Source organism: Pontixanthobacter sp. CEM42 (genome assembly GCF_017812015.1).
Taxonomy (GTDB): domain Bacteria; phylum Pseudomonadota; class Alphaproteobacteria; order Sphingomonadales; family Sphingomonadaceae; genus Pontixanthobacter.
In genome coordinates this window covers 251410-265258 of record NZ_JADQTN010000002.1, presented here as the reverse complement: position 1 = coordinate 265258, position 13849 = coordinate 251410, and the positions used below count along the sequence as shown (strand labels likewise).

The window sequence follows — 13849 nt, the reverse complement described above, 5'->3', positions numbered from 1 at the left end:
GTCATCCATGCTCGGCGATAAATTCTTCGACAGTTGGAGCGACCTTGTCACGCCATTTGCTGCCGTTGAAGATGCCGTAATGCCCGGCGCCTTCGGCCATGTAATAGCGCTTCTTTTTATCGCTCAGCTTGTCCGCTAATTTCAGCGCTGCCTTGGTCTGCCCAAGGCCCGAAATATCATCGCGCTCACCTTCGATAGCGAGGATTGCTGTGTCAGTGATTTCGTGCAAATCGACCACTTTGCCGCGGTGGACGAATGTACCATTCGGGATCGAGTGGGTCTGGAAAACTTCCTCTACCGTTTGGAGATAGAATTCGGCTGTCATGTCGCAGACCGAGCGGTATTCGTCGTAGAAATCCTTGGTTGCCTGCGCGCTGTCGTCATCGCCTTTGTTGAGGTGTTTGAACATCTCGTAGTGGCTCAGCATATGGCTACCGAGATTCATGCTCATAAAGCCTGCGAGTTGCAGGAAGCCGGGATATACTTTGCGGCCGGAGCCTTTGTACGTCATCGGCACGGTCGCGATCACCGTCTCGCGGAACCATGCAATCGGGCGCTTCATTGCCAGATCATTGACCGTAGTCGGGGACTCGCGCGTATCAATCGGGCCGCCCATCATGGTCAGCGTCTTGGGTGCGCATGTGTGCTTTTCGCGATTCATGATCGCGGTCGCGGCAAAGGCTGGAACCGAAGGCTGACACACCGCCATCATGTGCGCGGCTGGACCAATATGCTCCATAAATTCGATCAGATAGTCGATGTAATCGTCCAGATCGAACTTACCAGCGCTCTGCGGGACCAGCTTCGCATCGGCCCAGTCGGTGATATATACTTCGCAGCTTTCCACCATCCGCTCGACAGTTCCGCGCAGGAGCGTGGCGTAGTGGCCGCTCATCGGCGCAACGATCAGCAGTTTCGGCGCATCTTTGGGCAGATCATCGCGAACGAAATGCAGCAAATCGCCGAACGGCTTGGTCATCACCTGTGTTTCAGTGACGGAGAATGCACTGCCGTCCACAATCACCGCTTCGATGCCGAAATTTGGCTTACCGTAAGGCGCGGAGGCATGGGCAAAGACTTCCAATGCCGAAGCCATGCGCGGACCCATGCCCAGATAGCCCATAGGCAGTGCTGGATTGGTCAGCATTTCAGCGCCGACAGAGGCCCATGCGCTCGCGCTGGATAGCCATGCGCGCTGCATTTCATAAGCGGTGTAAAGCAATTGGAATTCCCTGCGACGTTGGTCGAGGCCGCTCACGGCCCTTTATTGTGCAATGCAGCATGGCCCCAAATCACGCTGGACGCAAACAATGATTGCGAAATGCCACGGAAAAGCGTTGCAGGCAGTGGATTTTGCCCGCTTGGGTCCCTATTTTGAGACTATGGACGCCGATCAGACTTCCCTCGACATTGCCGAAGCCCCAGCGAAACGCTCTTTGTTCGGGCGCAAGAAGGCAAAGACAGCAAACGGGCCCAAGCCGGCTAAAACGCTCGGGCCATTGAAGATGATCTGGGCGCAAGCGGCGAAATATCCGCAAAAGGTTCTGCTCGCATTCACAGCTTTGGTAATTACCGCCGCCGCAACGCTGGCGATCCCGGCAGGCCTCAAGCTGATTATCGATAATGGTTTTGCGGCCAACGGCGACATAGAGCAGATTGCCCGCTGGTTCCGTTATCTGCTGATGATCGTCGTAGTTCTGGCGGTTGGTACGGCTCTAAGGTTCTACTTCGTCAGTTGGCTGGGTGAGCGCGTCGTCGCGGATATCCGCAGCAAAGTGCAGGATAATCTGCTTCGCCTCGCGCCAGGATTCTACGAAGAGAACAGTCCCAAGGAAATTTCCAGCCGGATGACAACCGACACCACGCTGATCCAGACGGTGGTCGGGACAACCGTATCGGTTGCCCTGCGCAACATTCTGATCGCGATTGGCGGGACGGCCTATCTGTTCTGGCTGGCGCCGAAGCTGACGATGGGGCTGCTCGTGGCGATCCCGCTGGTGATGGTTCCGATCATGTATTTCAGCCGCCGCGTGCGGAATATCTCGCGCTCCAGTCAGGACCGCGTCGCCGATGTCGGTTCTATCGTAGCCGAAACACTCGGCGCGATGAAAGTCGTGCAGGCGTTCAATCAGGAAAAGCGCGAGAGCGAGCGATTTGGAGAAGCAGTTGAGGAGACCTTCAACGTCGCCAAGAAGCGCATTCTTCTGCGCTCGGTCATGACCGCCATCATCATCCTGTTTATCTTCGGTTCGATCACGATTGTGATGTGGCGCGGCTCTGTCGGGGTCACCACCGGCTCGATCAGCGGGGGCACAATTGCGGCGTTTCTGATCACTGGCGGTTTTGTAGCGGGCGCGTTTGGTGCGCTAACCGAAGTCTATGGCGAGCTTTTGCGCGGTGCGGGTGCGGCAAGCCGCCTCAACGAACTTCTCAATGAGAAGCCAACTATCGCTCCACCCGAACGCCCGCAATCTTTGCCAGTGCCTCCGCGTGGCGGCTTGTCGTTCCGCAATGTCACATTCCGCTATCCAACACGGCTGGAAACAGCAGCGCTCAAGGACTTTAGTCTAGAAGTCGAGCCGGGCGAGACAGTCGCCATTGTCGGCCCATCGGGCGGCGGGAAGTCGACCATCTTCCAATTGGTTGAGCGTTTCTATGATCCGCAAGCGGGCTCAATCCGCATTGATGGTGTGCCGCTAACCAGCGCCGATCCAGCCGAAATCCGCAAACGCACTGCGCTGGTTCCGCAGGAGGGCACGCTCTTCTCCGCCAATGCGCGTGACAATCTGCGCTATGGTCACTGGTCAGCAAGCGACGAAGATATCTGGGAAGCCGCGCGCGCCGCCAATGCAGAATCGTTCTTGCGCGATCTACCGCAGGGTCTCGATACCTACCTTGGCGAAAGCGGTACGCGCCTTTCCGGCGGTCAAAAGCAGCGGATTGCAATCGCTCGCGCACTGCTCCGCGATTCACCCATTTTGCTGCTTGATGAAGCCACCAGTGCACTTGATGCCGAAAGCGAACAGTTGGTCCAGCAAGCGCTAGACCGGCTAATGCAGAGCCGCACCACGCTGGTTATCGCACATCGTCTCGCAACCGTGCGTTCTGCCGACCGGATCATTGTTCTGGAAGAGGGGCAAATCGTCGAGCAAGGCACCCATGCCGAGTTGGTCGACGCGGGCGGTCTCTATAACCGCCTCGCTGCGCTACAATTCGGTGCGCATGAGGCAGCGTAGCCACGTACATTTCCTTGCCGAATGCCCGCCTTTTCGACAAAGTTACATATGAAACCGATGAGCGGCTGCACTGCGCGGTGCCGCTCTCTATGACATTGGTGTCGCAAACCCCGCACGGGGGCCCGCGCAAAGGGAGCAGATTACTATGATCCGTACACTTCTTACCGCTGGCGCCAGCGCATTGGCGCTCGCCGCCGCCTCGCCAGCCCTGGCTGACACGCCGACTCACGGAGAGGTTGAGTTCCTCGTTGAAGATGAGGCGGCTGCTGAAGCTGATGTCGCCACGCCAACCATGGATTTCGGCACTTGGGGCGTTGGGACTGATTTGATCGACCAAAGCGTCACGCCGGGTGACGACTTCAACGCTTACGTCAATGGCAAGTGGATCGCGGCCAACGAAATTCCAGCGGACCGTCAACGTTTTGGCGCGTTCGATATGCTGCGCGAAGGAGCAACGCAGGATGTGCGCTCGCTCGTCGAGACGCTTGTTGCTTCCAATCCAGAGCCCGGGACGCAGGCGCGGCGCATCGTCGATGCCTATAACGCGTTTCTGGATGTTGATGCGATTGATGCCAGCGGCCTTGCGCCGGCAGTGCCTTACTTGAACGAGATATTCGGCGCGGCTGATCTCGAAGCTCTTGTGCGTTTGTTTGGCACGCCCGGTTATCCCTCACTCGTTAGCGCAGGTGTCACCATTGATGCGCGCAACCCCACCGATTATGCTGTGGGCATCGGGTTTGACGGCATGGGTTTGCCCGACCGTGACTACTATCTCGTCGATTCCGAAAGCAATCTGGAAATTCGCGAGAAATACATCGAATATCTGACCACTGTGCTCGGCGCGGCAGGATATGCTGATCCAGCGAGTGCAGCCGCAGCGGTCTATGCGTTTGAACGCGAAGTCGCCGTGCTTGAATGGGCGCGTCCCGTTCTGCGTATGCCGCAGCTCACCTACAATGAACTGACGCCTGAAGAATTGACCGCAATGGCGGGAGATTTTCCGATCGCGGCGCTGTTGACTGCCTCGCAGCTTGACGGGCAATCCCGCTTCCTCGCGAGGCAATTGCCGCCGACAGAAGAAGAGATTGCCGAGATGGAATTGTCGGCAGAGCAGCTCGAGATGATTGGCGGCGGATTGCCCGCGATGATGGAATTGCTGACCAAGACGCCGCTGGCGACGACCAAAGCCTACATGGCGGTCCGTTTCCTGTCGGGCAATGCGGCAGTGCTTTCCAGCGATCTCGATGCGGCCAACTTCGATTTCTACGGCAAAACGATCAGCGGCCGTGAAGAACAGCAGGAGCGCTGGAAACGCGCCATCAGTGCAGTCGAAGGGTCGATCGGTGAGCAATTGGGCGAGCTGTATGTTGCCGAATATTTCCCCGAAACTAGCAAAGCGCGGATGGATGAACTGGTCGCGAACCTCACGCGTTCGATGAACATGGCGCTCGATGACAATACATGGATGACGCCCGAAACCATCGCAGAGGCGCGTGCGAAGCTGAACGGATTTGTCCCGATGATCGGTTATCCCGGAGAGTTCAAAACCTATGATGGTTTGGAAATTTCCGCTGACAATCCGCTCGCCAACCGGATGGCCACTGCGCGATGGGAAGATGAAGATTCGCGCAGCCGTTTGGGCACAAAAGTTGACGCGAGCGAATGGGGCATGTTCCCGCAAACCGTCAACGCGTATTACTCACCGCTCACCAATCGGATCGTTTTCCCGGCAGCCATTCTGCAGCCACCGTTCTTCAACGCGGAGGCCGATCCGGCGGTCAACTACGGCGGGATTGGCGCGGTAATCGGTCATGAAATCGGTCACGGCTATGATGATCAGGGATCGCAGTTCGATGCGACCGGCACTTTGCGCAATTGGTGGCAGGATGAAGACCGCGCTGGCTTCGTTCAGTTTACCGAGCAAATGGCGGGCTTCATCGAGAGCTACTGCCCCGTCGATAGTCCTGAGGGTCCTGTGTGCCTGCGTGGCGGCCAGTCCATGGGCGAAACCTTGGGCGATGTGGTCGGCCTGCAGATGGCGTATCGTGCGTATCGCCTGTCTCTGAACGGTGAAGAAGCGCCGGTGATTGACGGTTTGACCGGCGATCAGCGGTTCTTCCTCGGCTTTGCGCAAATCTGGCGCGGGATGGAGCGCGAGGCGAGCTTGCGCAACCGCGTCATGACCGCGAACCATCCTCCCGGTGAATTCCGTTTGAACAACGCTGTCCGCCATTTGGACGCATGGTACGATGCGTTCAACGTCACCGAGGACGACGATCTGTATCTTCCGCCCGAAGAGCGCGTGTCGATCTGGTAAGACTTGCCTGAGATAGCCTGAGAGGCCATGGGATGAGCCGGGTTGCAACCACGCAATCCGGCTCTTTCATTTTCATTGCGCATTCGGGATTTGGCCAAACCATGACTTTGCTTCAGCAGCTTTTGATTGCCATCGTTCAGGGCATCACCGAGTTTCTGCCGATATCCTCATCGGGCCATTTGATCCTAATCCCCTATCTGACCGATCTGCCGGATCAGGGACCATTGATCGATGTCGCCGTGCATATCGGCTCGTTGCTGGCGATCATTATCTATTTTCGCAAGGACGTGATGGGGCTGGCGCGCGGGGGCTTTGCAACCGTCGGGATTGGTAATGATCCGGAGCAGCGCAAACTGTTCCTATGGGTGCTGGCGGGCACAATTCCCGCTGTGGCAGCCGGCCTGTTTCTGAAAATGGGCGGCTATATGGAGGGTTTCCGCACGACCGATCTGGTGGCGGTGAACCTGATTGTCTTCGGATTGCTGCTCGGCGCGGCAGACTATTGGGGCAAGCAGACCAAGAGCTATGAAGATCTGACTTTGCGCGATGCCATTCTGGTCGGAATTGCGCAGGCGATGGCGCTAATCCCTGGCACCAGCCGTTCGGGCGCAACCATGACGGCCGCGCGGGCGCTTGGATATTCACGGTTCGAGGCGGCGCGGTTCTCGTTCCTGCTCGCTATTCCGGCAGTCGCTGGAGCGGGCTTGCTCGCGGCTTTCGACCTTGCTGAGTTGTCTACGCAAATGCAGATGGATGCGCTTCTAACGGGTGCCTTCACCTTCGTTGCAGCGCTGCTCACTATGGTCTTTCTGATGAACTTCCTGCGTAAGGCATCGATGCTGATTTTCGTGGTGTACCGCGTCGCGCTCGGCTGTGCATTGCTTGCGATCTTCTAAGATTCTCAATCCCTAAATCACGGAACCAAAACCCGAATTGCTGCGTTTCATCCTCGTAACGCAATTCGAGAGCTAAGATAATGGGTTTGGTAATTCTATTCGCTGTGGGGGGGATATTGGGCTGGTTGTCCACGATCATTCTGGCCGTGAAGGAACGTCGTGCGACCGCGCTCTACATTGGAGCGAGTGTGCTGGGCGCGATGCTGTTCGGCTTGTGGATCGCACCGAGCCCGCTGATCGAAGCGATTAGCTTGAACACTATTCTGGTAGGTGCTGTCGGAGCGATCACCTTTTTCGGCGTCACGCATCTCGCGCGTGGTGCCGCACAGGCGACCTCCAATAATAGCTAGACGGCTTCGGCGCCGCTCCCGCGTCCGCCGCGCAGCAAATATTCCTGCGTTCCGCGGTGCACCACATTGTCGACGTCGATCACGGCCGAATTTGCATAGGTGAAAGCCGGTGAGAGATTGCGGTAGAGCCGGTCAAAATCGCGTTCGACTGTCTGACGATACAGATCCTCAAAGCTCTCGATCACGAAATAGGTCGGCTGCAGATCGCTGATCACATAATCCGTGCGCATCACCCGATCGACATTGAGCATAATCCGGTTGGGGCTGTCTGCCTTGACAGAGAACACCGCTTCGGTCGGGCCAGATAAGATTCCTGCGCCGTATGCGCGGATATCATCACCTTCCAGCATCAGTCCGAATTCGACCGTATACCAATAGAGCGCGCCTAACGCTTTGAGCCGGTTGTAGCGCATCGCTTTCCATCCGGCCTTGCCATATTCCTGCATATAATCGGCATAGGTCGGGTCGGTCAGCATTGGCACATGGCCGAATACATCGTGGAATACATCCGGTTCTTGAATGTAGTCAAAAGTCTCGCGCGTACGGATGAAATTCCCGGCAGGGAACCGGCGGTTGGCAAGGTGCCAGAAAAATACGTGGTCGGGTATCAGCATGGGCACAGGCACCACGCTCCAACCTGTCAGGGCGTCCAATTCCTCACTAATCCGGCCAAAATCGGGGACTCCGCCTTTGCCAAGATCAAGCTTCTCGGTGCCCTGCATGAAGGCGCTTGCTGCGAGGCCTGGCAGTACATCCATCTGCCGGTTGAATAGATCGTCCCAGATCGTGTCTTGATCGCTGTCATATGTCGCCTGCTTCGGCTCAAGCCAGTCGTCATCCAAATGATCGGGTTTTTTGAGCGGTGCGGTAAAGACATCTGCCGGCATTTCGGGCAGCGTGGTAAAATCGCTTTCGGGTTCTAAAACTGTAGCCATAGTTTCTGTTGATACCATTTTGTTGGCCGCAGAGTAAGGGCCGAAAGTTAAGTCAGGATTGGAGAAAGGCTGGGATGGGCAAGTTGAAGCGCAAAGAATATGACAGGCTGCTGGAACCGCTGGAAGAAGAGCTGGTCGGCATGGCCCGCTGGGCGCGGCACACCGGTGCGCGGATTTGCGTGATTTTTGAAGGTCGCGATACTGCGGGCAAAGGTGGCGCAATCCGCGCGGTAGGCGGCCGGCTTAACCCGCGTCAATGCCGCACCGTTGCTCTGTCGAAACCGAACGAAACCGAAATGACGCAGTGGTATTTCCAACGGTATGTGCAGCATCTTCCTGCGGCGGGTGAAATCGTGCTGTTCGACCGCAGCTGGTACAACCGCGCGGGTGTTGAAACGGTGATGGGCTTTACCGATGACGCGAAGGTTGCGCAGTTTCTGGAGGAAGCGCCTAAGTTCGAAAAGATGCTGACCGACGATGGCATCCTGCTGTTTAAATATTGGCTGACGACTGATCAGGTAAATCAGGAAGAACGGTTGGCCGAACGGCTCGAAGACCCACTCAAGCGTTGGAAATTGTCTCCCATCGATCTGGCTGCGCGTGAGCAATATGAAGCCTATACCGCCGCGCGCGAGGCGATGCTCAAAGCAACGCACAGCGATCATGCGCCGTGGACTTTGGTGGATTTCAACGATCAGAAACGCGGGCGTCTAACGCTGGTTCGCGATTTGCTCGATCGGCTGCCGGACACCCGTGTTGAGCCACCGGAATTGATTTTCCCGCCTCTGGGGCATGAACCAATTTCGGAAAGCTATACGGTACTGGACCCTATAGAGAATTATCCGATCGACTGATTAGCGCAACTGAGCTGTGGCGGTTAGCGTTTGGCGGCCATCGCTGGCAAAGGCTCCAAGCTCCAGCGCGTTGTCATTTTGGCGTATCGCCAGATGTAGCGGTTCCCCCGCAATTGCCGGGCTGATCGCGCGAAAAGCGAAGCTGCCGGTCTGATTGGGTCCATGTCGTTCGGCAACGATGCCGAGCAATAATGTGGCGATAAGCGGGCCATGCACCACCAGCCCGCGATAGCGCTCCACATCGCGGGCATAGGGCAGATCATAGTGGATGCGGTGCGTGTTGAATGTCAGCGCGGAGTAGCGAAACAGCAGCGTTTCGCTCGGCGTGACTACGTGAACATGATCCCATGTGCTTTCATCGAATGCAGTCGGCTCGGCCTGTGGCGGTGTGAGCGGAGCATCGGGCGCAATAGCTTCGCGATAAACCAGCGTCTGTTTCTCGCGAATGGCTTGGGCACCATCGGACACAGTGGTGTGTTCAACCTCCACAAAGCCCAACTTGCCAGTGCGTCCGTCCTTCTCGGAAACCGATGCAATGCGACTGATGCGATCGACCTTTGCCCCGATGGACAGAGGTGCAAGAAAGCCGATTGTGCTTGCGGCCCACATGCGGCGCGGTAACGGAATTGGCGGGAAGAAGCTGTCTGCGCTGTTATCGCGTCCGGGATGCCCGTCCTCGCCAAGTTGTACAGTGCTGGTCTCGGGTGTGCAGAGGCAGAAATGTATGCCCTCCGGCACTATGCCATCGGCGTAGGGATCGCGATCCAATGCGGCCAGCCAACGGCTCGCCAGCGCCTGATTCAGCACATCGCTTTGGCGGACCTCGCGGCCAATCCAGTCATCCCAGTCAGTCATTGGGCCATTGGCTCATCAGACCGCACGTTCGAACAACGCAGCGATGCCTTGTCCGCCGCCGATGCACATCGTCTCTAGGCCAAACCGCGCCTCGCGCCGGTGCATTTCATGCGCCATATCGGCCAAGATGCGTCCGCCCGTTGCACCGATTGGATGGCCGAGCGAAATGCCCGAACCATTGACGTTGAGCATATCCGTTCGGCTGTCGTCCTCGCTCCAGCCCCAGCCCTTCAGGACCGCCAGTACTTGCGGCGCGAACGCTTCATTGAGCTCGACAAGATCGACATCATTCCAGCCCTTGCCGGTACGATTGAACAGTCGCTCGACCGCTGGCACAGGACCAATACCCATCCGCGAAGGATCGCAGCCTGCAGCCGCCCAGCCTTCGAACCACAGCAACGGTTCGAAGCCCATTTCCTCTAGCTTGTCTTCGGCGACAACCAGACAGGCCGCCGCTGCATCGTTCTGCTGGCTCGCATTGCCCGCTGTCACCACAGCATCGGGATTGGTCTTGCCTTCGATGGCGCGCAATGCGCCAAGACTGTCCATGTTTGCATCAGCGCGGAAGCCTTCGTCTTTGGCGAAAGTCATTGGATCGCCGCGTCTCTGGGGGATTTCCACCGGCACTAGCTGTGCATCGAACTTCCCCGCGTCCCATGCCGCTGCTGCGTACTGGTGGCTGCGAACGGCATAAGCGTCAGATGCCTCGCGGCTGATACCGTAATCCTTGGCGAGGTTTTCTGCGGTTTCGATCATCCCGGTGATGACACCAAAGCGCTCGACGGGCTGGCTCATCAAGCGACCGCGTGTCAGGCGGTCATGCATGGTCAAGTCGCCAAAGCGTTTTCCGCCGCGAATATCGGTCGTATAGTGCTCGACATTGGACATGCTCTCAACGCCGCCCGCAACCACCACATCGGCCGCGCCAGTTTGCACCATCATCGCGGCGTTAATTACAGCCTGCAGGCCCGAACCGCAGCGCCGGTCAAGCTGGTAACCCGGCACTTCCAGCGGGAGTCCTGCGGCGAGCCAGCTCCAATGGCCAATTGCCGGCGCTTCTGCGCTGCCATAGCCCTGGCTGAACACCACATCATCAACCCGCTCGGGATCAATTCCGCTGCGTTCGATCAGCGCTTTCAGGATCACCGCGCCCAGCGGGCCAGCCTCAAGCGGGGCAAGCGAACCAAGGAATTTGCCCACCGGTGTGCGAAGCGGGCTTACAATGGCGGCGCGTCTGAGTGTCATAGTGAGTCCTTGTCGCTTCCGGCAATTACGCCGCTATCCATCAATTTGGCGATTGCACCAGAGCCGAGGCCCAAACGCTCAGCCAATATTTCCTCGCTATTGGCACCCAAATAGGGTGCAGGCTCGGGCGTGCCGCGCGATTGTTCCGGCATATTGGCGAAGGGTCCGGGGGCCGGATATTCAAAGCCGCTAGGGTTCGCCGGTGAAGCACCGAAGAACGGATTGTTGGTCACCAGTTCGGGATCATTCGCCGCTTCGTGCATCGTGCGGTAACGCTCATAAGTGCATCCTGCAGCAGACAGGCGCTCTGCCAAATCGACATAGTCGAGCGTGCTTGCCACTGCTTGCAGCAAGTCGAACAATTCGGTGCGGTGCGTGAAGCGGTTGTGGTCGCTATCGGCAAAGCGGATGCCGTGTTGCAGCTCTAGAGCCTCGATCTGATTGGCGATTCCGAATGCTTCGACGACGCCGTGCCATTGTTTGGTCGTGAGCACAGCGACCATAAAGCGCTTGTGATCGCGGCTGATGAAGTCGCGGCCAAGCGCGCCCCAAATATCGTTACCCAACCGCTCGCGGTCCGATCCGCGATACAGCATTTCCGCCATTGCGCCGCTATTGGCGACAGTGCCGATAGCCACGTCTCCCAGCGGAATACGAACCTCTCCGCCTTCTCCTGTCGCGTCACGGTGGCGCAATGCCGCCATTAGCGCAAAGGCGGTATAGGCACCGGTGATGAAGTCCCATGCGGGCAGCAATTGGTTGACCGGTGGTGCGGTTTCGGCGTCCCAGTCTGCAGGGCCGGTCATCAACGGGTAGCCGCTGGCGGCGTTAACAGTGAAGTCCATCGCCTGCCGTCCGTCGCCCCATCCCATGATCCGGACGGTGATCATATCCTCGCGGCCTTCTTTCAATGTGGCGTGCGAGAGGAAGCTCTTCTCGGGGACATTGGTAATCAACTGGCCGGTTGTGCGCGCCAGCTCCTGCACCAATTCGCGACCCTCGGCGCTGCGCATATTGACGGCGACGCTTTTCTTCGCGCGGTTAAGGTTTTCCCAGCTGAGCGAGCGTCCTTCTTTTGTCAGTTGATAGCGATCATAATCGAGACCGCCGCCAATCTGGTCGACCCGGATCACTTCCGCGCCCATTTGCGCGCAATAGAGCCCAGCCGTTGGCGACGCGACAAAGCTGGATACTTCGATCAACGACAGACCGCTCAGCAAATTATACATCAGGCAGGCACTCCGGCGGCGAATTCGCGGAGCATATTCTTCGCGATCACCAATTGCAGAATTTGTGTGGTGCCTTCGTAAATCGTGTAAATCCGGCTGTCGCGGTAGAAGCGCTCGGCTTCATATTCGGCCAGATAGCCTGCACCGCCATGTACTTGCACGCAGCGATCAGCAACGCGGTTGCACATTTCTGACGCAAACATCTTGGCGCTAGCGGCTTCGATAATCGCTTTGCCCCGATTGGCTTTTTGGGAGGCATCACGCAACATGCATTCGGCAGCGTAAAGCTCTGCCTGACTATCAGCGAGCATCGCCTGAATCAGTTGGAACTGGCTGATTGGTTCGCCAAATGCCTTGCGTTCGGTCGAGTATTTGATCGCCGTGTCCAGTATCCGCCGTGCATAGCCGCAACTCGCCGCAGCGACCGATAGGCGACCATTATCTAGGCTTTGCATAGCAGTGGCAAAACCGCGTCCCTCTTCGCCACCCAGCAGCGCGTCGCCCGGTATCTTCACGTCATCCAGATAGATGTCGGAGATCTGACTACCAGCTTGACCCATCTTTTTGTCAGCTTTGCCAATGCTCACGCCGGGCGCATCCATCGGTACCAGGAATGCGCTGACATGCGCGTTGCGCGGCAATGCCTCATCGTTGGTCCGCGCCATAATCAGCGCCATCTTCGCTTGCGGCGCGTTGGAAATATAGCGTTTCGAACCGTTGAGAATGTAGCCATTCCCATTTTGCTTAGCGGTAGTCGCCATCGCGGCGCTATCCGATCCGGAGCCAGGTTCGGTGAGGCCGAAACACGCAATCTCTCCAGCGGCAAGGCGTGGAAGCCATTCGGCTTTCTGCTCTTCCGTGCCCGATTTCTTGAGCGCCGAGCACACCATGCCCAAATTGATAGACGCGATCGAGCGATAGGCTGGCAAGGCATAGGCCAGCACCCGGATAGTCTCGATATATTGCGGGACATTCATCCCGGAGCCGCCATATTCTTCCGGTGTGGTTAGGCCGAACAGCCCCATTTCGCGCATTTCGTCGACGAGCTCTTCGGGGATGGCATCATTCTCGATGACTTCGTCTTCGGCCGGGATCAGGCGTTCACGAACATAGCGTTCGAGCTGCTCGATGAATTGCGTGAAAACCTCCGGGTCCATTCCGGCTTGGGCGGCGTCATCGGCCATAAATGTTCCTCTCAGACCCGCCTCTATTGTGTCTCTAGCGCGGGCGTTGTTGTTATTCTTCGCTTACCGGCTCTTCGGCTGGTGCTGATTCGTGCTCGGGTTGGGGGTCTGAATCAGATTGCGGATCCTGTTCGGGAATTCTCTTTGCCTCAATCATTTCCGCTGCCTCGTCGAGCGCGCGGGCTTCGCCCACGCTTACTCCGCCGGGCCCCGGTTCATTATCGGCATTCCCGCAAGCAGCCAGCAACAGAAGAGAACTAAAAGACAGAATCGGTTTCATTCGCGTACCATACTCGCTTGGCCCCAAAGGAAAAGCGGGCGAATCGCCTAACGATCCGCCCGCTCCAAATTTCCAAGCAAAGTTGCCGGTATTAGTTGGCCACTTCTTCCTTCACAGCGTCAACGGCCTTGTCGACCATCTTGCCGCCTTCTTCTTTGGCAGCTGCTTCGACTTCAGCCATCACGTCATTGGCAGCAGCAGCACCGGCGTCAGCAGCGGTGTCAGCTTCAGCTGCAACAGCAGCGCTTGTGTCGCCAGCAGCGTCTTCCATGGCGCCTTCTTCACCAGCAGCGCCGTCGGCAGCAGGCTCATCAGCTACGTCAGCAACAGCTTCTTCAGCGGGTGCTTCTACGGTTTCCGCTTCAGCGTCAGCCGATGCGTCTTCAGCAGTGCCGCAAGCAGCGAGTGCGAGTGCGGTTGAGCCGGCGAGAGCGGCGGATACAAACTTGTTCATGGTGTTTCCCTTCA

13 protein-coding genes are annotated in these 13849 nt (G+C 57.6%); 5 read left to right on the top strand and 8 right to left on the bottom strand.

The genetic code is table 11. From position 1 onward, the window contains the following. Nucleotide 1: 1 nt before the first annotated feature. Nucleotides 2-1222, bottom strand: coding sequence for a polyhydroxyalkanoate depolymerase (gene phaZ, locus J9777_RS11265; RefSeq protein WP_209348925.1), 1221 nt, complete (start codon nt 1220-1222; stop codon nt 2-4). An 88-nt stretch (nt 1223-1310) separates the two neighbouring features. Here phaZ and J9777_RS11260 point away from each other — a divergent pair, with 88 nt between their 5' ends. The 4 genes from J9777_RS11260 to J9777_RS11245 all read left to right on the top strand — a co-directional run bounded on the left by J9777_RS11260 (nt 1311) and on the right by J9777_RS11245 (nt 6799). Beyond that, on the top strand, nt 1311-3236 hold the full coding sequence (locus J9777_RS11260) for an ABC transporter transmembrane domain-containing protein (protein ID WP_280842201.1): 1926 nt from the start codon (nt 1311-1313) through the stop codon (nt 3234-3236). Nucleotides 3237-3381: 145 nt separating this feature from the next. Beyond that, nucleotides 3382-5553, top strand: a complete 2172-nt coding sequence (locus tag J9777_RS11255) for a M13 family metallopeptidase (RefSeq protein ID WP_209348924.1) — start codon at nt 3382-3384, stop codon at nt 5551-5553. A 32-nt stretch (nt 5554-5585) separates the two neighbouring features. Further along, nucleotides 5586-6449, top strand: coding sequence for an undecaprenyl-diphosphate phosphatase (locus J9777_RS11250; protein ID WP_245228716.1), 864 nt, complete (start codon nt 5586-5588; stop codon nt 6447-6449). Between the two features lie 80 nt (nt 6450-6529). Continuing rightward, complete coding sequence (locus J9777_RS11245) at nt 6530-6799, top strand: hypothetical protein (protein ID WP_209348923.1); 270 nt, start codon at nt 6530-6532, stop codon at nt 6797-6799. Here the strand turns inward: J9777_RS11245 and phhA are convergent. Continuing rightward, the gene (gene phhA / locus J9777_RS11240; protein ID WP_209348922.1) at nt 6796-7734 is read right to left on the bottom strand and encodes a phenylalanine 4-monooxygenase; all 939 of its coding nucleotides are present in this window, start codon (nt 7732-7734) and stop codon (nt 6796-6798) included. The two genes, J9777_RS11245 and phhA, sit on opposite strands and share 4 nt — an antisense overlap. 74 nt (nt 7735-7808) lie before the next feature. On the opposite strand from phhA, the gene ppk2 reads away from it, so the two are divergent. Continuing rightward, nucleotides 7809-8588: a polyphosphate kinase 2 gene (gene ppk2 / locus J9777_RS11235; protein WP_209348921.1), complete on the top strand. Its 780-nt coding sequence runs from the start codon at nt 7809-7811 to the stop codon at nt 8586-8588. On the opposite strand, the gene J9777_RS11230 is transcribed toward ppk2, so the two are convergent. The 6 genes from J9777_RS11230 to J9777_RS11205 form a co-directional block, all read right to left on the bottom strand. After that, a complete protein-coding gene (locus J9777_RS11230; RefSeq protein WP_209348920.1) occupies nt 8589-9443 on the bottom strand; it encodes a MaoC family dehydratase N-terminal domain-containing protein in 855 nt (284 codons plus the stop codon). It lies immediately after the preceding gene. A gap of 15 nt (nt 9444-9458) precedes the next feature. Beyond that, complete coding sequence (locus tag J9777_RS11225) at nt 9459-10688, bottom strand: acetyl-CoA C-acetyltransferase (RefSeq protein WP_209348919.1); 1230 nt, start codon at nt 10686-10688, stop codon at nt 9459-9461. After that, nucleotides 10685-11917 carry a CoA transferase gene (locus J9777_RS11220; RefSeq protein ID WP_209348918.1) on the bottom strand — a complete coding sequence of 411 codons (1233 nt, stop codon included), beginning with the start codon at nt 11915-11917 and terminating at the stop codon, nt 10685-10687. Before J9777_RS11220 ends, J9777_RS11225 begins: the two co-directional genes overlap by 4 nt. After that, nucleotides 11917-13101 (bottom strand): acyl-CoA dehydrogenase family protein, encoded by a 1185-nt coding sequence (locus tag J9777_RS11215; RefSeq protein WP_245228715.1) that lies wholly within the window; start codon nt 13099-13101, stop codon nt 11917-11919. Before J9777_RS11215 ends, J9777_RS11220 begins: the two co-directional genes overlap by 1 nt. Before the next feature lie 52 nt (nt 13102-13153). Beyond that, entirely contained in the window at nt 13154-13381 is a 228-nt protein-coding gene (locus J9777_RS11210; RefSeq protein ID WP_209348917.1) for a hypothetical protein, read from the bottom strand. 91 nt (nt 13382-13472) lie between these two features. Further along, nucleotides 13473-13835, bottom strand: coding sequence for a hypothetical protein (locus tag J9777_RS11205; RefSeq protein WP_209348916.1), 363 nt, complete (start codon nt 13833-13835; stop codon nt 13473-13475). Nucleotides 13836-13849 lie beyond the last annotated feature (14 nt).

Excerpts from the sequence above, each read along its gene's own strand:
- J9777_RS11260 (WP_280842201.1), top strand. The coding sequence starts at position 1,311 with ATGATTGCGAAATGCCACGGAAAAGCGTTGCAGGCAGTGGATTTTGCC.
- J9777_RS11255 (WP_209348924.1), top strand. The coding sequence starts at position 3,382 with ATGATCCGTACACTTCTTACCGCTGGCGCCAGCGCATTGGCGCTCGCC.
- J9777_RS11250 (WP_245228716.1), top strand. The coding sequence starts at position 5,586 with ATGAGCCGGGTTGCAACCACGCAATCCGGCTCTTTCATTTTCATTGCG.
- J9777_RS11245 (WP_209348923.1), top strand. The coding sequence starts at position 6,530 with ATGGGTTTGGTAATTCTATTCGCTGTGGGGGGGATATTGGGCTGGTTG.
- phhA (WP_209348922.1), bottom strand. The coding sequence starts at position 7,734 with ATGGCTACAGTTTTAGAACCCGAAAGCGATTTTACCACGCTGCCCGAA.
- ppk2 (WP_209348921.1), top strand. The coding sequence starts at position 7,809 with ATGGGCAAGTTGAAGCGCAAAGAATATGACAGGCTGCTGGAACCGCTG.
- J9777_RS11230 (WP_209348920.1), bottom strand. The coding sequence starts at position 9,443 with ATGACTGACTGGGATGACTGGATTGGCCGCGAGGTCCGCCAAAGCGAT.
- J9777_RS11225 (WP_209348919.1), bottom strand. The coding sequence starts at position 10,688 with ATGACACTCAGACGCGCCGCCATTGTAAGCCCGCTTCGCACACCGGTG.
- J9777_RS11220 (WP_209348918.1), bottom strand. The coding sequence starts at position 11,917 with ATGTATAATTTGCTGAGCGGTCTGTCGTTGATCGAAGTATCCAGCTTT.
- J9777_RS11215 (WP_245228715.1), bottom strand. The coding sequence starts at position 13,101 with ATGGCCGATGACGCCGCCCAAGCCGGAATGGACCCGGAGGTTTTCACG.
- J9777_RS11210 (WP_209348917.1), bottom strand. The coding sequence starts at position 13,381 with ATGAAACCGATTCTGTCTTTTAGTTCTCTTCTGTTGCTGGCTGCTTGC.
- J9777_RS11205 (WP_209348916.1), bottom strand. The coding sequence starts at position 13,835 with ATGAACAAGTTTGTATCCGCCGCTCTCGCCGGCTCAACCGCACTCGCA.